Genomic DNA, 20,039 nt, shown 5'->3' on the forward strand with positions numbered 1-20,039 from the left:
CCTCCCGGCGCCTCAGCCCGTGGCGAGGCCGTGCTTCAGCTCCTCCCCGGCGTGGACGTCGCCGATGAGCCGGCGCTGTCGGGCGTCGGACGTTCCCTTCTTCGGCCTGCCGGGGAGCACCTGCACCACGGCGGGGCGCGGCACGGCGGCCAGCCCCGGCCCGTCCTCGCCCACATAGTCCGGGAACGCCGACCGCTGGTCGCCCCAGACGCCGTCCTCGCCGGGGTGCTGGACGGCCACGAAGACGCTGCGCTGGTCATCGTGGATCACCGGCCCGCAGGTCTCGGCGTCGGCGGGCACGGACAGGAACTGCTCCACCTTGCCGCGGGCCTCCCCATCCAGGTGGACCTTGAACAGCCCGTCGCAGAGACCGATCCCGCTGGGGGCGCCGTCGGTGGAGATCCATAGGTTCCCCTGGGAGTCGAAGGCGACGTTGTCCGGACAGGAGATCGGAGAGACCTGGTCCGCCGGGAACCCGCTGAAGTAGGTGGAGTCATCCCGGGAGGGGTCTCCGCAGACCAGCAGCAGCGTCCAGTCGAACACCGTGGAGGTCTGACCGCCGCGTTCGGTGATCTCCACGACGTGCCCGTCGCGATTCGCCGTCCGCGGGTTCGCCTCGTCGGCGCCGGCGGCGCCGTCCGGCCCGCGCTGAGAGTTGTTGGTGCAGGCCATGTAGACCTTGCCGGTGTGCGGGTTGGGCTCCACATCCTCGGGGCGGTCCATCGCCGTGGCCCCCGCGGCGTCGGCGGCCAGCCGCGTATGGACCAGCACCTCCTCGGCGGTGAAGCCCGGCACCTGAGGCTCGCCGTCCACCAGCAGCGGGAGCCACTCACCGGTGCCGTCGAAGGCGCCGTCGGAGGGCAGCGCCCCAGTCCCGTCGATCTCGGCCGCCGGGGAGTTCCCGGTGAACTTCGCGACGTACAGATCGCCTTCCGTCAGCAGGGTCTTGTTGTGCGCCCGGTCCCCCTCGACGTAGGTCCCGCGCGAGACGAACTTGTACAGGTAGTCGAAGCGCTCGTCATCACCGGCGTAGGCCACCGCATGGCCGGACTCCGAGAGGATGACGGTGGCGCCTTCATGCTTGAACCGGCCCAGGCTGGTGTGCTTCACGGGGGTGGACTCCGGGTCCCAGGGGTCGACCTCCACGATCCAGCCGAAACGGTTCTTCTCGTTCTCATACCCCGGGTTCCGGGTGTCGAATCGGGGCTCGTCCTGCTCCCAGCCGCGGACCGTGGGCTCGGCGTCGATGCCATACCGACGGTCCGCCTCGGAGGTCCCCTCGGAGACGAAGTACCCGTGGAAGTTCTCCTCCCCGGAGAGGAACGTGCCCCAGGGGGTGAGACCGCCGGCGCAGTTGTTCAGCGTGCCGCGGACCCTCCGGCCCTCGGGGTCGTCGGCGGTGACCAGCAGCTCCGAGCCGGCGGCCGGACCGGTGAGCTCGAACTCGGTGTCCAGCAGGAAGCGGCGGTTGCGCACGCCGTCGACGTCGACCTGCCAGGCGTGGTTCCGATTCTTCCGCGTCACCTCGACGACGGTCAGCCCGTGGGCGGCCATGCCCACGGACCGGCGGGTGGCCTCGTCGGTGCCCTCGGGGAACATGATGTCTTCGTTGGTGTACTCGTGGTTGGCGAACAGCACCGCCCGACGCCCCTTCGATCCGGGGACCTCCACGATCTCGAGGTAGTCGTTGTTGTACCCGAACTGCTTCGCCTGCGCCTCGGCGGTCTGGTGTCCAGCGTCGAACTCCGGGGCGTCGGCGAAGACCTTGTCGCCCCAGCGGATGACGGGCTCCCAGGTGTAGCCCTCCGGCACGATCAGCCCGTCGACGTCGCGGTGGACGGGGCTGATCGGACGGAACGTCAGCCGGGATCCTGTGCTCGCGGACGCCGGTACCGCCTGCGGCCCGGCGGCCGCCCCCACCGCGATGGCCAGCGCGCCCGCGGCGGAGGCGCCGAGCAGCTGGCGTCGGGTCAGGGCCGCCGAGGCGACCTCCCGGAAGGTCTCATTGCCGGAGGTGTTGCAGACCTCTCCAGCGCAGGCGTTGGCGCACTTCAGCGCGCAGGTGACGGCGCTGCGCTTGCCGCGGACATGACCGAGCATGGGGAGCAGCTCTCGGACGGGCATCGTGATGGATCCTCTCACTGACGACGGGGCAGAACGCCCTCACGATGCCAGGGGCGGGAAGAGGTGACGCAGACGAGGCGTGAACGCCAGTTGAAATCCACCTGACCTGCGAAGAAGTAGCCCTGCGGTCGACTCGACAGCCTTTGGAGGGTGAACGGCGCCAACCCTGCCGAACTTACGGCTCCCCAGTAATTGTGAATCACTCAGATCTAGGGCAGACTGGTGTTCGTGACCCTGACGACCGACTGGCCCTCCCAGCTGCGCGACCGCGGACTGCGCGTCACCCGCCAGCGCCTGGCCGTGCTCGACGCCGTCGCCGATGAGCCGCACCGCCCGGCGGAGGCCATCCACGCCAAGGTCACCGAGCATCTCCCGGAGATCACCGTGCAGTCGGTGTACACCGTGCTGCACGACCTCACCGCCCACGACCTGCTGCGCCGCTTCGATCCGCCGGGCTCGCCCGCCTGCTACGAGACGCGCACCCATGACAATCACCACCACGCCATCTGCACGGTGTGCGGGCGGATCGAGGACGTCGAATGCGTCCCCGGTGAGGCCCCATGCCTGCAGCCGCCTCCCGGTCTCGGCATGACCGTGGAGGTCGCCGACGTCGTGTTCCGCGGCATCTGCGACGAGTGCGCCGCCCGTCAGAGCGCGCCCGCCTCCCCCGCCGAGAGCTCAACCGCCCGCTGAGCCTGCTGTCCGCCGTCGTGGCCCACGGCGCGCGGCCGACCAGACCTGCCTCACCCGAGAAACACCCAAGGAAGAGAGAAAGGGAACAGTGATGACCACTGGCAACACCCCGAACGCCACCGGGTCGACGACCCAGGCCGGCATCCCCGCGGTGAGCGACCGCCACTCGCTCAGCGTCGGCGCAGACGGTCCCCTGCTGCTGCATGACCACCACCTGGTCGAGACCCTGGCGCACTTCAACCGGATGAACGTCCCCGAGCGTCGTCCGCACGCCAAGGGCGCCGGTGCCTTCGGCACCTTCGAGGTCACCGAGGACGTCTCGAAGTACACCAAGGCCGACGTCTTCCAGCCGGGCCGCACCACGGAGACCCTGCTGCGCTTCTCGACGGTGGCCGGCGAGCTCGGCTCCCCGGACACCTGGCGCGACGTGCGCGGCTTCGCGCTGAAGTTCTACACGGAGGAGGGGAACCTGGACATCGTCGGGAACAACACCCCGGTGTTCTTCGTCCGCGACCCCATGAAGTTCCCCCACTTCATCCGCTCCCAGAAGCGCCTTCCAGACTCCGGGCTGCGTGACGCCCACATGCAGTGGGACTTCTGGACCCAGAACCCCGAGTCCGCCCACCAGGTCACCTACCTGATGGGCGACCGCGGCCTGCCCGCCACCTGGCGCCGCATGAACGGCTACGGCTCCCACACCTACCAGTGGAACAACGCCGACGGCGAGCGCTTCTGGGTGAAGTACCACTTCATCAATGACGCCGGCTTCGACACGATGACCAACGACGAGGCCGAGAAGCTGGCCGGCGCCGACGCCGACTTCCACCGCCGTGACCTCTTCGACGCCATCGCCCGCGGCGAGCACCCCACCTGGACGCTGTACGTCCAGATCATGCCGTACGAGGACGCCAAGACCTACAAGATCAACCCGTTCGACCTGACCAAGACCTGGCCGCAGGCGGACTACCCGCGCATCAAGGTCGGCACGCTGACCCTGAACCGCAACCCGAAGAACTTCTTCGCGGAGATCGAGCAGGCCGCGTTCTCGCCGGCCAACATGGTGCCGGGCACCGGCAACTCTCCGGACAAGATGCTGCTGGGCCGCAACTTCGCCTACGCGGACGCCCACCGCTACCGCATCGGCACCAACTTCCAGCAGCTGCCGGTCAACCGCCCGAAGAACGAGGTCCACACCTACAACTTCGAGGGCAACATGTGGTACGACCACAGCGGCGACCGGCCGGTCTACGCCCCGAACACGGTGGAGGGCTCGACCTGGTCCGACGAGCAGGGCCCGGTGGACAACGGCTGGGAGGCCGACGGCGAGCTGGTCCGCTCCGCCTACACCCTGCGCGAGCAGGACGACGACTTCACCCAGCCGGGCATCCTGGTGCGTGAGGTCTTCGACGACGCCGCCCGGGACCGCCTGGTGGAGACCGTCTCCGGCGCCCTCGACGGTGTGCGCGAGCCGGTCCTGTCCAACGCCTTCCAGTACTGGAAGAACGTCGACGCCGAGATCGGCCAGCGCATCCAGGACACCGTGTCCGGTGCCGCTCAGCCGCTCCAGGACGCCGTCACCACCAACTGATCCGGCGGCCGTCCTCGGCTGAGTCCTGACGTCGCTGAGACCTGGCGTCTCAGCGGCGGATGGACGCAGGTGGACACAGAAGGAGGCCCCCGCCCGGCAGCTCGCCGGTGCGGGGGCCTCCTTGTCTGTGCGGACGGAGCGTCACAGTGCCTGCGACGCCCTGGACGCGTCGGAGAGGGTCAGCCGTCCAGGCCGTCCTCCTCCTCAGCACCCTCGTCCTCCAGGCCGCCCTCAAGCTCCTCGTCGGCGGCGTCGTCCTCAGCGGCACCGTCCTCCTCGAGGCCGGCGTCACCCTCGGCGGGGTCCTCCTCAGCCGGGTCCTCCTCCGGGAGGCCCTCGTCAGCCGGGTCCTCCTCGGGAGCACCCTCCTCGGGAGCGCCCTCCTCCTCGACCGGTGCGTCCTCCGGGGCCTCGCCCTCGGTGTCGCATGCGGTCACGCCGAAAAGCGCCAGCGAGCCGACGCCGACGGCGGCGGCCAGGGAACGAAGCTTGTTCGCGTCGGTTGCAGCCATGGTGTGCACCTCCGTGGTCATGCATCGTGTGTGATGCTCCGCGGACTCTCCGCGTCTGTCTTCCAGGCCTTCCGAGCCTGGCGCCTCGGCCGCTGACCGCGACGCCGTCCGGATGGCTTGTCCCCATCATCACCACACGGAGAGGGGCTCGGAAAAGCTCAGCACGGGCAGATCGGGAAACTCTCGGGAACCTCTTACGGAGCATCGAGGAAGTGCCCACCTTGGCAATCCTCCCTGGTCAGACCCTGGGTACAGGCCGATACGGGGTAGGGAGCCGCCCGAAGACCACCCTCAGGAGGCCCGCCGAAAAGGCCCTGGAGAGCCCCGGGGTGTGCGCTGGACGTGCGCAGCGACGCGCCGGGGTGACCACGGGCACGCCCTCCGGACACAGAACGGCCCCGGCGGTATGCACCGCCGGGGCCGCACTGGATCGGTGGGCTCGGTCCACCATGGGCCGAGCCGCACCGACCATCGTCGTACTGGAGAAGCTCTCCCGCCGGGACCGTGCCCTGCAGGAGACGACCTCAACCGGACGTCGGAGAAGGGATCAGCCCTCCTCTTCCTCCTCGGCCGGGTCCTCAGCCGGGTCCTCGGCCGGGTCCTCCTCCATACCCTCTTCCTCTTCGACCGCCGGGTCCTCTTCGCCGGTGTCCCCGTTGGTGTCACAGGCTGTGACGCCGAACAGTGCCAGGGATCCGACTCCGATGGCGGCAGCCAGGGAGCGAAGCTTGTTGTCGTCGGTGGTAACCATAGGATCAGTACCTCCGTCCAGGTGCATTCTCGATGCATCGCGGGCTTTCCGCTGGTCACCTGATCTGACCGTTCTGCGGCAGTCGCCTGCCTTCGACCAGATGACTCGTGACCATTCTCACCATAGAACTTCCCTGAAAGAAAGCTCTGCAAAAGCTTTCTCGCGAATCTATGAGGACGCTCCCATGAATCGTCCAGGTTGTCGCCCGGATCACGCTGAATCTGGACGGAACCTGAACGTCCACTCGGCGGTCGGTTCACTCGAGCAACAGCTCCGCTGAACCGGGGCGCCGGGTCGACGCACCGATCAGCTGAGGATGTCCTCCATATCGTCGACGGTCAGGATGTCCTCGTCAGCGGGTCGCTCCGGCTCGGCAGCCTCGTCCCAGTCGCTGAACCGGACGTCGAAGACGTCGCCGTCATTGTCCGCGTAGACCGACAGCAGCACCGGGTCATCCCCGGCCCGGACCACGATCTCCCGGCGGTCATCGGTGTAGATCCACACGTCCTCGCCGTCGCGGGTGTCCGCCTCCGCCTCGAGCTCGCCGAATCCTCCGGCCTCCTCGAGGCTGCCGCGGAAGTCGGCCATCCACTCGTCCACCGTGAAGCCCTCGGGGAAGATCTGCGAGTAGTCCACCCACTTGCCCTCGAACTCACCGGCCAGCTCGTCCTCGTCGATCTCACCCGGGAACTGTCGCGCCACGGCGGCCAGCTCGTCCTCGCCGCGCAGATAGGTGCCGTCGTCGAAGGAGATGTACTCGGCCGAGGCGCCGCCTGCCTCCTCCCGCAGGGTCAGCGCCGAGCCGTCCATCTGCCCCGAGTAGTGCTGGACGATGGTGTCCGCACCCTCTTCGGCGTCGATGTCGGCCTCGACCTCCTCGGCGCCGGCGGGCACCTCGGCGTCGAGCACCACGGACTCGGCCTCCTCCATGGCACGCCACAGGTCGGCTTCGATCTCCTCGATGGCCGGAGCGTCTCCCGCCTCAGCCTCCGTCTCGTCCTCGGGCTCCTCGTCGGCCCCGTCCTCGGCGATCTCGTCCGGCTCGTCGCCCTGGTCCTCGGCGCCGTCCGGATCCACATCCTCCTGACCGGCGTCCTGCTCGCCGGCGTCCTCCTCGGCCTCGCCGGCCCCACAGCCGGTGAGGGCCAGCAGGGCGATCCCCACGATCCCCAGCGTCCTCACCGTGGTCGGGACCGCAGCGGTCTCCATCTCCTCAGTCACGTCGTGCCTCCTTCAGGCGGTGCATGATTCTTCCGTTCCGCCGCGCGTCGCCGCGCGACCCCATCACTGGTCCGAGACGTCCTCCTCGGTGGGCCACCCCTGATGGTCGGCGATGGCGTCGAAGATGTCGTCCAGGGTGATGACGTTCTCAGGCTCCTCGGGAATGTCCGCGGAGTTCCAGTCGGTGAAGGTGTACGTGCTGTCCTCATCCCGCAGCTCCAGGAGGTGCGGCTGTCCGTCCGCGGCCACCACGTACTCGGTCTCGCCGTCCTGCTGCGCGTAGACGTAGACCTCCTGCCCGTCTCGGGTCTCCCGGACTCCCGAGATCGCGTCCGTGTCCTCCTCGCGCAGCTCGCGCTGCCAGATGCCCAGGAAGTCCTCGGCGGAGAAGATGGAGGCCGAGCCGTCGGCGGAGAACTCCACCCACTGGTCGGCGACCAGGTCCTCGATGAACTCCGGCTCCACCGCGGCGGCGACGTCGTCGTCCAGGTTGCCGTACAGCAGGGCGCCGAAGTCCTCCCCGCGGAAGTACTCGACACCACCGACCGCACGCTGGGTGAAGGTGTTGCCCTCCCCGGCCGCGTAGCTCATCTCCGAATCCGTCCCGTCCAGGGCACCCGTGATCGTGATGTCGCCGACCGCGTCCTCGTCGATCTGCTCGAACAGCTCGTCCAGATCGGCCTCCCCGGCTTCGACCTGCCCCTCGATGGTGACGGTCTCGGCGGCGAGCATCGTCTCCCACATCTCGTCCTGGATCTCGCCGAGACTGGGGACTTCGGCCTCAGCGACGGTGCCGTCGTCGGAGTCCTCGGGGGCGTCGTCCGCGAAGGGGTTCGACGCGCAGGAGGTGAGCAGCAGGGTCCCGGCGATCGCCAGGGACGTCACGGCGGTGGGCTTCATCGTCAGGTGCCTCTCAGCAACGGATCACAGGGTGCTGTCGGACCACCGACGCCTCGCGGCAGAGTGGTCCGAAGCGTGACTATACCCACGGAACCTGGTCCGTGCCTCCACATGACCTGGGGCCTCAGACGAGCCGCGGGTCCTCCTGCCTCCTGACACGCAGCCAGCGGTGCCCATAGCCCTCCAGGTCGATCTCGGAGCGACGGCCGGCATCCAGCCGGCAGGCCCCGGGCTGCAGCAGATCCACCAGCTCCGTGCCCTCCGACAGGTCCTCGAGCTCGAAGCCGACGACCACCGGCTCCGGGCTCAGATTGTGCAGCAGGACCATGGAGGAGCCCCGCCAGACCATCCGGTGGGCCAGCACCTGCTGGTGCGGCTGCTCGATGATCTCCATCGTGCCCCAGCCCAGCTCCGGTGACTCCCGGTAGCGCTGGCAGAGCCGCGTGATGTGCTGCAGCAGCGAGCCGGCGTCCCGGCGGGCATCGGCCGCATTGACATGCTCCGGGCCATAGGGGCCCTTCACCACCGGCCGCGGCAGCCGGCTGGGACGAGCCGCGGAGAAGCCGCCGTTCTTCTCTGCGGACCACTGCATAGGGGTGCGCACCGCGGCCCGCCCCTCCAGGGAGAGCTCCTCCCCCATGCCGATCTCCTCACCGTAGAACAGCACCGGAGTGCCGGGCAGGGCGAACAGCAGCGAGTACGCCATCTTCAGGCGCCGGGGGTCTCCGTCCACCATGGGCGGGAGTCTCCTGCGCAGTCCGCGGCCGAAGAGCTGCATCTCCTCCGCAGGGCCGAACGCGGCGAAGATCTCCTCCCGCTCGTCCGTGTCGAGCAGGTCGAGGGTGAGCTCGTCATGGTTGCGCAGGAAGGTCGCATACTGGCAGGTCTCCGGAAGGCCGGTGGGGCGGCTGCGCAGCGCCTCCGCGATCGGCCGGGCGTCCTGCCGCGCCATGGCCAGGAACACCTTCTGGTTGGTGAGGAAGTCGAACTGCATGGTCAGCTGGTCGCCGCCGTCGCCGCCGTCGCCGCCGAAGAACTCCACCTGTTCCTCATGCGGGAGGTTGACCTCACCGAGCATGATCCCCGCGCCGTTGCCGGAGGAGCGTCGTTGCAGGAAGCCGCGCAGAGCCCGCAGATAGTCATGCGGCTCGTCGAAGGCATGGTGCTGCTGCAGGTCGATGGTGTTCTCGTTCAGCGCGAAGGGCACGGCGTCCACCCGAAAGCCGTCGACGCCCATCTGCAGCCAGAACCCCATGGTCCGCTCGATCGCCTCCCGCACCTGCGGATTGGCGGTGTTCAGATCCGGCTGATGACGGAAGAAGTGATGCAGGTAGTGCTCGCCGGTCTTCTCATCACGGGTCCAGATCCCGTCCTCCACATCGGGGAACATGGTCTGATCGGAGGTGTCCGGAGGGGTGTCCGCGCGCCATACGTAGAAGTCCCGGTACGGGCTGTCCTTCGAGGACCGGGCCCGTCGGAACCACGGGTGCCGGTCCGAGGTGTGGTTGATGACCAGGTCGATGATCACCCGGATGCCGCGGTCATGGGCCACCCGGATGAACTCGACGACGTCGCCGTGGTCGCCGTAGCGCGGATCCACCCCGTACATGTCCTGCACGTCGTAGCCGTCATCGCGCCGCGGAGACGGGTAGAAGGGCATGAGCCACAGGCAGGTCACCCCCAGCTCGGCCAGGTAGTCCACCCGCTGAGTGAGCCCGGCGAAGTCCCCGACGCCGTCTCCGTCCGCGTCCAGAAAGGTCTCCACATCCAGGCAGTAGACCACGGCGTTCTTGTACCAGAGGTCGGCGGTGTCGGCGATACGCATGTTGGGGTCCTCCTACGGCGGCGGCCGGTGCTGACTCAGCCGGACCGGAGCCCGGGGAGCACGTGCTCTCCGGCGGTGTCGAGCCAGGGGCGCTGATCCTGGCCCACGTGGTGCAGGTACAGGGTGTCGAAGCCGGCCTCCACGTCCTCGACCAGGTGCTCCAGGTGCCACTGCGGGGACTCCGAGATACGCACCGCCTCCCGGACCCTCGCCAGCGGAACATCCTCGGCGACGGCGTCGAAATGCTCCGGGGAGGGCAGGTCCTGATCCACCGGGGGCCCGAAGACGTTGGTCCGCCATTGGTCATGGGCCAGAGCCTCCGCCTCGGCTCTGGTCTCCGCCCAGCTGAGGTGGACCTGCAGCATCGCCGGGCCGACGCCGCCGGCCTCCCGATAGGCCTGCAGCACGTCCCGTTCGGCGTGGTCGGGCTGGTTCAGCGTGATCACGCCCTCCGCCCACTCGGCGGCCCGCTGCGCAGACTCCACCGTGATGCAGGCCGCGTAGAGCGGCACGGGGTCGGTGGGCAGGTCGTAGAGGACGGCGTCGTCCACGCGGACCAGGCCGTCGTGGCTGACCCGCTCCCCCCGATGCAGACGACGGATGATGTCGGCGCATTCGGCCAGTCGGCGCCGTCGGGTCTCCCGGTCAGGCCAGGGGTCCCCGGTGATATGTTCGTTCATCGCCTGGCCGGCGCCCAGGGCCGCCCAGACCCGGCCGGGGAACATCTCCGCCAAGGTGGCGTAGGCCTGCGCGACGACGGCCGGATGATGGCGCTGTCCGGGTGCCGTGACCGCGCCCAGGGAGAAGCTGGTGGTGGCCAGCGCCGCCCCCAGCCACGCCAGCGTGAAGCCTGAATGCCCCTGTCGGGTGGACCAGGGCATGAAGTGGTCCGAGCTCATGGCCGCGTCGAACCCCACCTGCTCGGCCAGCTGCACGTCGCGCAGCAGCTGGGACGGAGGGATCTGCTCCTGCGAGGCGTGGAACCCCACGCGCGGGTGAGGCAGGCCAGCGATCTCCTCTGCCATGCGCCCTCCTGGTCACCTGTCACGACTCGGTGCGCAGTCTGCCACGAGCCGCGGCATGCGCGCACGGCCCGGCGGCTCAGGCCGGTTCGGCGTGGATGTGGGCGTCCTTCAGCTCCAGGTAGGTCTGAGCGTTCTCCCTCAGCCCGGCGACCTCATCCTCGGTGAGCTCGCGCCGCACCTTCGCGGGCACGCCGGCCACCAAGGACCGGGGCGGAATGACGGTGCCCTCCAGCACCAGGGCGCCCGCCGCCACAAGGCTCTGTTCGCCCACCATGGAGCCGTTGAGCAGGGTCGCTCCCATGCCGATGAGACTGTCGGCCCCGACCGTCGCCCCGTGCACGACGGCGCCGTGGCCGACGGAGACGCCTGCCCCCAGCGTGCAGGGGTACCCCTCGTCCGCGTGGAGCACCACATTGTCCTGCAGGTTCGTCCCGGCGCCGACGGTGATGCGTGCCGAGTCGCCCCGAGCCGAGACGCCGTAGAACGCCGAGGAGTCCGGCTCCAGGACGACGTCGCCGGTGATCGCGGCGGTGGGTGCCAGGAACACCCCGGCACCGATGCTGGGGGTCTTGCCTCTGACGGTCAGGATGTGTGCCATGCTCCGGTCCTCCTTGATCGGATCCTGCGGTCCAGCGGGGCCTCTCCCCGCTCAGTACCCGGCGGTGGTGTCGACGACGCCGACCGGCGGCTCGCCGTCGCGCAGGCGACGGTGGTTCTCCAGCACGCGGTCCCGCAGCAGCGGAACCACCATGGCCTTGGTGTCCGCGGTGTGCGGCGTGATCAGACAGGTCTCCAGCTCCCACAGCGGGTGGCCGTCAGGCAGCGGTTCCGGCTCCGTGACGTCTAGCCCGGCTCCTCGCAGCCGTCCGGCACGCAGCGCGTCCACCAGGGCGTCATGGTCGATCAGTCGACCGCGCCCCACGTTGGCGACCACCGCGCCGTCGGCCAGCAGACCGAGCTGGCGGGCCCCGATCATGTTCTCCGTGTCCGGGGTGACGGCGGCGGCGAGGGCCAGGACGTCAGCACCGTCGAGCACCTCGTCCAACTGGTCCTGGGAGACGGTCCGATCTGCGCCCTGCAGCGGCTCCTGGGTGCGCCGGACCACCGTGACATGCGTGTCGAAGGCCTTGTAGAGGCGCACCATCTCCGCAGCCACGCCTCCGGCCCCGACCACGACGCAGCGCAGTCCGTTCAGCGAGATCCCGCCCTCGGTGCCCCAGCTGGTGGCCCGGGCCCGGACCTTGAGTCCGCGCAGGGCCGCCAGGGTCAGCAGCAGCCCGTGCTCGCCGACGGGCTTGGCGTAGGAGCCCTTGGCGGAGGTCCAGAGCCGGTCCGGGAACCGACGCAGGATCTCGCCGTACTTCTCGATGCCGGCGCTGGGCAGCTGGATCCAGGAGATCTGCGGGTTGGCCTCGAGGACCTCCGCCAGGTTGAAGCTGCGGAACATGCCGGTGACCACCACCGCCGTCGGCTGCTCGTCCGCGCCGACGATCTCGGCTCCCTGGGCCTGGAGGCCGGCGACGAGCTCCGGCTCGCCGTCGGGCATGAGGTGGATGCGTGAGGTCACGAGGTCTCCGTCCGCGTCTCGAACTTGTCGGCCCCCGATCATGCCTGAGCATGTCCGGGCGCGTCTGGGGTGGTCCGGCTCACCATCCTACGAGGTCAAGGCCACCGACGTCGGAACACGTGACGGGCCCGGGCTCCCTGTTCAGGGAGCCCGGGCCCGTCATGTCTCAGCCGAGGGCGGCGGTCAGCCCTTCAGGCCGTCCACGATCGTGTTGAGCGTGGCCGAGGGGCGCATGGCCGCAGCCGCCTTGGCGTCGTCGGGCCGGTAGTAGCCGTCCAGCTCCACGGACTGGCCCTGCACGCCGTTGAGCTCCGCGAGGATGGTCTCCTCCTGGGAGACCAGCTGCTCGGCCACGGGACCGAAGATCTCCGCCAGCTCGGCGTCCTCGGTCTGGGCGGCCAGCTCCTGGGCCCAGTACTGGGCCAGATAGAAGTGCGAGCCGCGGTTGTCGATCGTGCCCAGCTTCCGGCCCGGGGAGCGGTTCTCCATCAGGAACGTCGCGGTGGCGCGGTCCAGCGCGGAGGCCAGCACCTTCGCCTTGGGGGCATCGGCCTGCTCGGCGTACTTCTCCAGCGAGGGCACCAGCGCGAAGAACTCTCCCAGGGAGTCCCACCGCAGGTAGTCCTCCTGGACCAGCTGCTGGACGTGCTTCGGAGCGGATCCGCCGGCCCCGGTCTCGAACAGGCCGCCGCCGGCCATCAGCGGCACGATGGAGAGCATCTTCGCCGAGGTTCCCAGCTCCAGGATCGGGAAGAGGTCGGTCAGGTAGTCGCGCAGCACGTTGCCGGTCACCGAGATGGTGTCCTCGCCGCGGCGGATGCGCTCCATGGAGAGCTTCGTGGCCTCCACAGGGTTGAGGATCCGGATGTCCAGGCCCTCGGTGTCGTGGTCGCCCAGGTAGGCCTCCACCTTCGCGATGAGGTTGGCGTCGTGGGCACGCTCCGCGTCCAGCCAGAAGACGGCGGGCGTGCCGGACTCGCGGGCCCGGGTCACGGCCAGCTTGACCCAGTCCTGGATCGGGGCGTCCTTGGTCTGGCAGGCGCGCCAGACGTCTCCGGCGGCCACCTGGTGCTCCATGAGCACCGAACCGGCGGCGTCGAGCACCTGCACGGTGCCCGGCTGGGAGATCTCGAAGGTCTTGTCGTGGGAGCCGTACTCCTCGGCCTTCTGCGCCATCAGGCCGACGTTGGGCACCGTGCCCATCGTGGCCGGGTCCAGAGTCCCATGGGCGCGGCAGTCCTCGATGACGGCCTGGTAGACACCCGCGTAGGAGGAGTCCGGGATGACGGCGAGAGTGTCGTCCTCCTCGTTGGAGGGGCCCCACATGTGGCCGCCGTTGCGGATCATCGCCGGCATGGAGGCGTCGACGATCACGTCGGAGGGTACGTGGAGGTTCGTGATGCCGCGGTCAGAGTCGACCATGGCCAGCCGCGGTCCCTCAGAGAGGCCCTTCTCGATCTCGGCCTTGACACCCTCCGCGACGTCGGCGTCGAGGTCCTCCACGCCGGAGAGGATCGAGGCCAGCCCGTCGTTGGCCGACAGGCCCGCCTGGGCGAGCTGCTCCCCGTACTGGGCGAACAGCTGCGGGAAGTAGGCCTTGACGATGTGGCCGAAGATGATCGGGTCGGAGACCTTCATCATGGTGGCCTTCAGGTGCGCGGAGAAGAGCACGTCCTCCTCCTTGGCGCGTGCCACCTGAGCGGCCAGGAACTCGTCCAGGGCGGCGGCGCGCATCACGGTGGCGTCCACGACCTCCCCGGCCTGCACCGGCAGAGCGTCCTTCAGCACCACGGTCTCGCCGGAGTCGGTGACCAGCTGGATCGTCAGCGTGTCCTCGGAAGCCAGGACCACCGACTGCTCATTGGAGGCGAAGTCGTCGGCACCCATGGTGGCCACGTTGGTCTTCGACTCGGAGGTCCACTCGCCCATCCGGTGCGGGTTGGCCCGGACGTAGGCCTTCACGGACTCGGGAGCACGGCGGTCCGAGTTGCCCTCACGCAGCACCGGGTTCACGGCCGAGCCCTTGACCCGGTCGTACCGGGCGCGGATGTCCTTCTCCTCCTCGGTGGAGGGGGACTCCGGGTAGTCGGGCAGGGCGTAGCCCTGGGACTGCAGCTCGGCGACCGCGGCCTTCAGCTGCGGCACCGAGGCGGAGATGTTCGGCAGCTTGATGATGTTCGCCTCGGGGGTCTTGGCCAGCTCGCCCAGCTCGGCCAGGGCGTCCGCCTCACGCTGCTCCTCGGTGAGGTGGTCCGGGAACTGGGAGATGATGCGACCGGCCAGCGAGATGTCTCGGGTCTCCACCTCCACGCCTGCGGTCGAGGCGAAGGCCTCCACGATCGGTTTGAACGAGTAGGTCGCCAGCATCGGCGCTTCGTCGGTGTGGGTGTAGATGATCTTGGCCATCGGCGCGTGATCTCCCTCGAGGTCTGGGGTCAGGGAACAGGCTGGAGCGTCGCCCCGGCCTGTTTTCGGTCAGTCGACGATCCAAATCTACCGGAGTGCGGGCTTGAGCCCGTGCTCCGTTTCGTCGCCTGCGGCGACGCGCTCATCTCCCGGGTCATGTCCCGGGTCATATACCGAGCACGGCGCGGGCGATGAGGAAGTAGACGATCAGTCCGGTCGCGTCCACGAAGGTGGAGATGAACGGATTGGCGAACACGGCGGGATCCGCACCCAGCTTCTTGCCCAGGATCGGCATGAGTCCGCCGGCCGAGGCCGCCAGGGTGCAGATGGCCAGCAGCGTGAGCCCGATCACCGCCCCCACATGCCATTCCCACCGCCAGCTGACCAGCAGGAACCCGAGGACCCCCAACACGGAGCCCAGCGTGATGCCGACCCTGATCTCCCGCCAGAACACCTTGAACACGTCCCGGGTGGTGACATCGCCCAGCGCCATGGCGCGCGTGACGGTGGTGGCCGCCTGATTGCCGGTGTTGCCTCCGGTGCCGATCAGCAGCGGGACGAACAGCGCCAGCACGACGACGGCCTCCAGCGTCTCCTCGAAGACGTCGAGGACCTGCACCGTCAGCGTGGCCCCGATCGCCAGGACCAGCAGCCATACGATGCGCGAGCGCATGATCGTCAGCACCGGTGTCGACAGGTACGGCCGGTGCAGCGGCTCGGCACCGCCGTGACGGGCGGCGTCCTCCGACTCGGCGCGCTCGAGGATGTCCAGGGCGTCATCGACGGTGAAGATCCCCACGACCCGGTGCTCGGAGTCGGTGACCGGCATCGCCAGGTGCTTGCGGTCCGCACACAGACGGGCCGCGTCCTCGGCGTCATGGTCCGCATCCACCGAGTCCGCCTCCGTGGTCAGGGAGGAGATGCTCACGTCAGCGTCAGCGGCGACCAGGTCCCGCAGCGAGACGACCCCCTTCAGCAGCCGCTGCCGGTCCACCACCGGCAACGTGTAGAGGGTCTCCGCCTCATCCCCGGCCCGGCGGATCTTCTCCATCGCCTGCCCCACCGACCAGTGCTCCGGGATCGCCACGAATTCGGGGCTCATCTGGCGACCGATCGTGCCGGAGGGGTAGCCCAGCACGATGTTGGTCAGGCTCCGCTCGCGCGGGTCCAGATGCCGCATCATCTTGCGCGCCACCGAGGCCGGCATCTCGTCCATCAGACGCACACGGTCGTCGGGGTCGAGTGAGTCGAAGTACAGCGCGACGTCGACGTCCTTCAGGCCCTCGATGATCTCGTGCTGCAGCGCCTGGTCGAGCAGGTCGAAGACCTCCACCGCCCGGTCCTTGGGGAGCAGGCGGAAGGCCACGGCCCGGTCCTGCACGCCGAGGCGCTCCAGGAAGTCGACGATCTCGCCGACCGGAAGGTCGTCCAGCGCCTCGCGCAGATCTCGCAGCCGCTCATGGCGGACCAGGTCTGCGAGCTCATCCAGTCTCTCTGACACTGACATCACCCCTTCCGAGGGTGTTGGCACCGATGAGTGGTCATCGCCGGCGGGATCCGCCGGCCGGTGCCGAGCGGGCCCGCACGCTGAGGGGCTCGCGGCCCCTCAGGTCAGTGGAAGAAATGTCGCGCGCCGGTGAGGTACATCGTCAGGCCCGCCTCTTCGGCGGCGTCGACGACCTCCTGGTCCCGCTGCGAGCCGCCCGGCTGCACGACGGCGCGCACCCCGGCGGCGATCAGGCTCTGCAGCCCGTCCGCGAACGGGAAGAACGCATCCGAGGCGGCCACCGAGCCGCGGGCGCGGTCCACGCCGTCACCTGCGAGCGTGTTGGCCCGCTGCACCGCCAGACGGCACGAGTCCAGGCGGTTGACCTGGCCCATCCCGATGCCGACCGTCGCGCCCTCACGGGCCAGCAGGATCGCATTGGACTTCACCGAGCGCACCGCGCGCCAGGCGAACTCGAGGTCTGCCAGCGTGGCCTCGTCGGCGGCCTCCCCGGAGACCAGCTTCCAGGAGTCGACGACGTCGCCCTCGGCGTCCAGGGCATCCGAGGCCTGCAGGAGCATCCCCCCGGAGATCTGCTTGTACTCCACCCGGTCCCGCCGGTGGCCCTCCGGCAGCCGCAGCAGCCGGATGTTCTTCTTCCGGGTGAGGATCTCCAGAGCCTCCGGCTCGAAGTCCGGGGCGACGACGACCTCGGTGAAGATCTCGGCGACCGTGCCGGCCATCTCGGCGGTGATCGTGCGGTTGGCGGCGATGACCCCGCCGAAGGCCGAGAGCGGGTCGCAGGCGTGGGCCCGACGATGCGCCTCGGCGACCGTCTCCCCCACCGCGACGCCGCACGGGTTGGCGTGCTTGATGATGGCCACCGCCGGGCCCGCGAAGTCGTAGGCGGTGCGGACGGCCGCGTCCGCGTCGACGTAGTTGTTGTAGCTCATGGCCTTGCCGTGGAGCGTCTCCGCCTGGGCCAGGCCAGGGGCGGCGTGCGTCTCCGTGTACAGGGCCGCCGGCTGGTGCGAGTTCTCCCCATAGCGCAGCCCGGTGATCCGCTGGAGGGCCAGCCCGGCGTAGGGCGGGAACTGCAGCGCCTTGTCCTTCCGGGGCAGAGGGGGCGCCGGCACCGAGGCGGCGTCGAAGTCGTCGTCGTACTGCTGGGAGGTCCAGCGGGCCACCGCGGTGTCGTAGGCGGCGGTGTGGGCGAAGGCCAGGGCCGCCAGCCGCTGGCGGGTGGCCAGGGTGAAGCCGCCCTGCTCGGCGGCGGTGATGACCTCCCCGTAGCGCAGCGGATCCACGACGACGGCGACCGAGGCGTGGTTCTTCGCCGCGGCGCGCACCATGGAGGGCCCGCCGATGTCGATCTTCTCGACGATCTCATCCTCCGACGCGCCGGAGGCCACGGTCTCCGCGAACGGATAGAGGTTGACCACCACCAGGTCGAAGGGCCGGATCTCCAGCTCGTCGAGCTGCGCCCGGTGGTCCTCGCGCCGCCGGTCGGCCAGGATGCCTGCATGGACGCGGGGGTGCAGCGTCTTGACCCGGCCGTCCAGACACTCGGCGAAGCCGGTGACCTCGGAGACCTCGGTGACCGGCACGCCGGCGTCGGCGATGCGCTGGGCGGTGGAGCCGGTGGAGACCAGCTCGACGCCGGCCGCGTGCAGCCCCTGGGCGAGCTCCGTCAGCCCCGTCTTGTCGAAGACGGAGACCAGGGCGCGGCGGATGGGCTGCCGATCCGTGGCGGAGGAGTTCTCCTCAGGGCTGGGACTGGTGTTCTGCACGTTCGACACGCACGCTCCTTACTCTCCGACACGGCTGGAGGGCAGGACCGCTGCGGGTCCCGCCGCTGCGGGGCACGGCGGCCCGGGCGCCCTGGACGAGGGCGCGGCGGACCTCGATCAGTCTAGCGCCCCGGCACTGGCCTGCGCCTCACTCCTCGAACTTGTAGCCCAGGCCGCGCACCGTGATCAGGTGCTGAGGCCGGGAGGGGTCCGGCTCGATCTTGGCGCGCAGCCGCTTCACATGCACGTCGAGGGTCTTGGTGTCCCCGACGTAGTCGGAGCCCCACACTCTGTCGATCAGCTGACCCCGGGTCAGCACACGTCCGGCGTTGCGCAGCAGCATCTCCAGCAGCTCGAACTCCTTCAGCGGCAGGCTCACGCCGTCTCCGCGGACCTCCACCGTGTGCCGCTCCACGTCCATGCGGACGGGCCCGGCCGCGACGGAGGAGGTGTCATCCACCTCGGTGTCCACGTGCCGGCGCAGCACCGCACGCACCCGGGCCAGCAGCTCCCGGGAGGAGTACGGCTTGGTCACGTAGTCGTCGGCGCCGAGCTCCAGGCCCACCACCTTGTCGATCTCCGAGTCCTTGGCGGTGAGCATGATGACCGGCACATTGGAGCGCTGGCGGATCTGCCGGCACACCTCCGTGCCGGGCTGGCCCGGCAGCATCAGGTCCAGCAGGACCAGGTCGGGGCTCTCCTTGTCGAAGAGCTCCACGGCCTGCAGGCCGTCGTCGGCGACCGAGACGTCATACCCCTCCTTCTGCAGGGTGTACGACAGGGCCTCGGAGAACGAGGTCTCGTCTTCGACGATGAGAATCCTGGTCACGCTGTTCCTCCTTCACCGGCGCGAGCGCGGTCGGACTGTTGATGGTCGGTGCGGGGGGCGCCGTCGGCGTCGGCCTCCGGGGCGCCCTCCTCGGGCTCCCCGGGCCCCTGGCCCTCCTCGAGCTCCGGGATCCGCACGGTGAACGTGGACCCCTTGCCCTGCTGGGACCAGAGGGAGACCTCTCCCCCGTGGTTGGTGATGACGTGCTTGACGATGCTCAGCCCCAGACCGGTGCCCCCGGTCTGACGCGAACGGGCGGCGTCGACACGGTAGAAGCGCTCGAAGATCCGCTCCTGGTCCTCCGGGGCGATGCCGATGCCCTGGTCCGTGATGGTCACCTGCGCGATCCCGTCGCGGGAGGACAGCCCGATCCCGATGCGGGTTCCCTCCGGGGAGTAGCGCACGGCGTTGTCGATGAGGTTCCGGAAAGCCATGGTCAGCTGATCATGGTCCCCGTGGACCGAGCGGGTCAGGCTGCCCCCGACCTTGATGGTGATGTCTTTGGCCTCCGCGGGCAGCGTGGAGCGGTCCACCGCCTCCGAGATGACCTCTCCCAGGTCCACGGGGCGCCCCGAGTGGACCACGTTCTTGCCCTGCACGCGGGAGAGCTCGATGATGTCCTGGACCAGTGCCGCCAGGCGGGCCGACTCGCGCTGCAGGCGCTGGGCGAAGTGCCGCACCGCCTCCTCGTCGTCGGCGGCGTCCTCGATGGTCTCGGTCAGCAGCGAGATGGCGCCCACCGGGGTCTTCAGCTCGTGCGAGACGTTGGCGACGAAGTCATGCCGCACCGCCTGGGTGCGGGAGAACTCGGTGCGGTCGTCGGCCAGGACCAGGATGTACTCGTCCCCCAGCGGAGCCACACGCAGATGCACCACGATGGAGGACTCCCCCTGCAGCCCGCGCGGCAGCTCATGGTCCTGATCGATGATGACGCCGTCGGCCCGGACCCGCGCGGTGAGGGCGAGCAGCTCCTGGTGCACCACGGTGTGGCCGCGCACCAGGCCGAAGGCGTAGGCGGCCGGATTGGCGCGCACCACGCCGTCGACGGTGTCGACGACGATGTAGGCCAGGCCCAGCGAGGCGAGCACCTCGGTGGCGCCGGCGGGCATGGTCGGCTCGTCCACGTCGATCCCGGCGGCGCGCTGCAGCTCGCTGACCCGGAACGCGTGCATCCCGGCGACGCCCAGGAGCAGGCCGACCAGGCCGGAGACGATGGCGATGAGCAGGGAGTCCACGCCTACAGCTTAGGCATGTGTTCATGCGCTCGTCGCCGCAGGGCCCCGATGCGTCAAGGGGTTCAACGAGCGTTCACCTGGTGGTTG

16 protein-coding genes are annotated in these 20,039 nt (G+C 69.4%); 2 read left to right on the forward strand and 14 right to left on the reverse strand.

The window, feature by feature from the left end:
- Positions 1-12 precede the first annotated feature (12 nt).
- The gene (locus SD455_RS01470; protein WP_445507038.1) at positions 13-2,124 is read right to left on the reverse strand and encodes a PhoX family protein; all 2,112 of its coding nucleotides are present in this window, start codon (positions 2,122-2,124) and stop codon (positions 13-15) included.
- Positions 2,125-2,352: 228 nt separating this feature from the next.
- Between SD455_RS01470 and SD455_RS01475 the strand changes: the two genes are divergently transcribed.
- Both SD455_RS01475 and SD455_RS01480 read left to right on the forward strand, forming a co-directional pair.
- Positions 2,353-2,817 (forward strand): Fur family transcriptional regulator, encoded by a 465-nt coding sequence (locus SD455_RS01475; protein ID WP_445507039.1) that lies wholly within the window; start codon positions 2,353-2,355, stop codon positions 2,815-2,817.
- Positions 2,818-2,908: 91 nt separating this feature from the next.
- Positions 2,909-4,405 (forward strand): catalase, encoded by a 1,497-nt coding sequence (locus tag SD455_RS01480; RefSeq protein ID WP_445507040.1) that lies wholly within the window; start codon positions 2,909-2,911, stop codon positions 4,403-4,405.
- Between the two features lie 179 nt (positions 4,406-4,584).
- Here SD455_RS01480 and SD455_RS01485 read toward each other — a convergent pair whose 3' ends face one another.
- The 13 genes from SD455_RS01485 to SD455_RS01545 form a co-directional block, all read right to left on the reverse strand.
- Complete coding sequence (locus SD455_RS01485) at positions 4,585-4,917, reverse strand: hypothetical protein (protein ID WP_311025865.1); 333 nt, start codon at positions 4,915-4,917, stop codon at positions 4,585-4,587.
- Positions 4,918-5,464: 547 nt separating this feature from the next.
- Positions 5,465-5,668: a hypothetical protein gene (locus tag SD455_RS01490; RefSeq protein ID WP_070159649.1), complete on the reverse strand. Its 204-nt coding sequence runs from the start codon at positions 5,666-5,668 to the stop codon at positions 5,465-5,467.
- 306 nt (positions 5,669-5,974) lie between these two features.
- On the reverse strand, positions 5,975-6,889 hold the full coding sequence (locus SD455_RS01495) for a hypothetical protein (RefSeq protein WP_070159651.1): 915 nt from the start codon (positions 6,887-6,889) through the stop codon (positions 5,975-5,977).
- A gap of 63 nt (positions 6,890-6,952) precedes the next feature.
- Positions 6,953-7,789: a hypothetical protein gene (locus tag SD455_RS01500; protein ID WP_070159653.1), complete on the reverse strand. Its 837-nt coding sequence runs from the start codon at positions 7,787-7,789 to the stop codon at positions 6,953-6,955.
- A gap of 124 nt (positions 7,790-7,913) precedes the next feature.
- Complete coding sequence (locus SD455_RS01505; protein WP_445507041.1) at positions 7,914-9,614, reverse strand: alpha-amylase family protein; 1,701 nt, start codon at positions 9,612-9,614, stop codon at positions 7,914-7,916.
- 35 nt (positions 9,615-9,649) lie between these two features.
- Positions 9,650-10,639 carry a TIGR03885 family FMN-dependent LLM class oxidoreductase gene (locus tag SD455_RS01510; RefSeq protein WP_070159657.1) on the reverse strand — a complete coding sequence of 330 codons (990 nt, stop codon included), beginning with the start codon at positions 10,637-10,639 and terminating at the stop codon, positions 9,650-9,652.
- A 76-nt stretch (positions 10,640-10,715) separates the two neighbouring features.
- Positions 10,716-11,237, reverse strand: a complete 522-nt coding sequence (locus SD455_RS01515; protein WP_070159659.1) for a gamma carbonic anhydrase family protein — start codon at positions 11,235-11,237, stop codon at positions 10,716-10,718.
- Between the two features lie 51 nt (positions 11,238-11,288).
- Positions 11,289-12,206, reverse strand: coding sequence for an NAD(P)-dependent oxidoreductase (locus tag SD455_RS01520; protein WP_139827585.1), 918 nt, complete (start codon positions 12,204-12,206; stop codon positions 11,289-11,291).
- 183 nt (positions 12,207-12,389) lie between these two features.
- Positions 12,390-14,612 carry an NADP-dependent isocitrate dehydrogenase gene (locus SD455_RS01525; RefSeq protein ID WP_445507042.1) on the reverse strand — a complete coding sequence of 741 codons (2,223 nt, stop codon included), beginning with the start codon at positions 14,610-14,612 and terminating at the stop codon, positions 12,390-12,392.
- 166 nt (positions 14,613-14,778) lie between these two features.
- On the reverse strand, positions 14,779-16,119 hold the full coding sequence (mgtE, locus tag SD455_RS01530) for a magnesium transporter (RefSeq protein ID WP_070159665.1): 1,341 nt from the start codon (positions 16,117-16,119) through the stop codon (positions 14,779-14,781).
- Between the two features lie 104 nt (positions 16,120-16,223).
- Positions 16,224-17,888, reverse strand: a complete 1,665-nt coding sequence (purH, locus tag SD455_RS01535) for a bifunctional phosphoribosylaminoimidazolecarboxamide formyltransferase/IMP cyclohydrolase (protein WP_070159690.1) — start codon at positions 17,886-17,888, stop codon at positions 16,224-16,226.
- 148 nt (positions 17,889-18,036) lie between these two features.
- Positions 18,037-18,717: a response regulator transcription factor gene (locus SD455_RS01540; RefSeq protein WP_070159667.1), complete on the reverse strand. Its 681-nt coding sequence runs from the start codon at positions 18,715-18,717 to the stop codon at positions 18,037-18,039.
- A complete protein-coding gene (locus SD455_RS01545) occupies positions 18,714-19,952 on the reverse strand; it encodes a sensor histidine kinase (protein ID WP_083277443.1) in 1,239 nt (412 codons plus the stop codon). Before SD455_RS01545 ends, SD455_RS01540 begins: the two co-directional genes overlap by 4 nt.
- Positions 19,953-20,039 lie beyond the last annotated feature (87 nt).

Source organism: Nesterenkonia sp. K-15-9-6, from assembly GCF_052656005.1.

What these genes read in the sequence shown, in the direction of transcription:
- SD455_RS01470 (WP_445507038.1), bottom strand. Translation starts at nt 2,124, where the DNA reads ATGCCCGTCCGAGAGCTGCTCCCCATGCTCGGTCATGTCCGCGGCAAG.
- SD455_RS01480 (WP_445507040.1), top strand. Translation starts at nt 2,909, where the DNA reads ATGACCACTGGCAACACCCCGAACGCCACCGGGTCGACGACCCAGGCC.
- SD455_RS01485 (WP_311025865.1), bottom strand. Translation starts at nt 4,917, where the DNA reads ATGGCTGCAACCGACGCGAACAAGCTTCGTTCCCTGGCCGCCGCCGTC.
- SD455_RS01490 (WP_070159649.1), bottom strand. Translation starts at nt 5,668, where the DNA reads ATGGTTACCACCGACGACAACAAGCTTCGCTCCCTGGCTGCCGCCATC.
- SD455_RS01500 (WP_070159653.1), bottom strand. Translation starts at nt 7,789, where the DNA reads ATGAAGCCCACCGCCGTGACGTCCCTGGCGATCGCCGGGACCCTGCTG.
- SD455_RS01505 (WP_445507041.1), bottom strand. Translation starts at nt 9,614, where the DNA reads ATGCGTATCGCCGACACCGCCGACCTCTGGTACAAGAACGCCGTGGTC.
- SD455_RS01510 (WP_070159657.1), bottom strand. Translation starts at nt 10,639, where the DNA reads ATGGCAGAGGAGATCGCTGGCCTGCCTCACCCGCGCGTGGGGTTCCAC.
- SD455_RS01515 (WP_070159659.1), bottom strand. Translation starts at nt 11,237, where the DNA reads ATGGCACACATCCTGACCGTCAGAGGCAAGACCCCCAGCATCGGTGCC.
- SD455_RS01525 (WP_445507042.1), bottom strand. Translation starts at nt 14,612, where the DNA reads ATGGCCAAGATCATCTACACCCACACCGACGAAGCGCCGATGCTGGCG.
- mgtE (WP_070159665.1), bottom strand. Translation starts at nt 16,119, where the DNA reads ATGTCAGTGTCAGAGAGACTGGATGAGCTCGCAGACCTGGTCCGCCAT.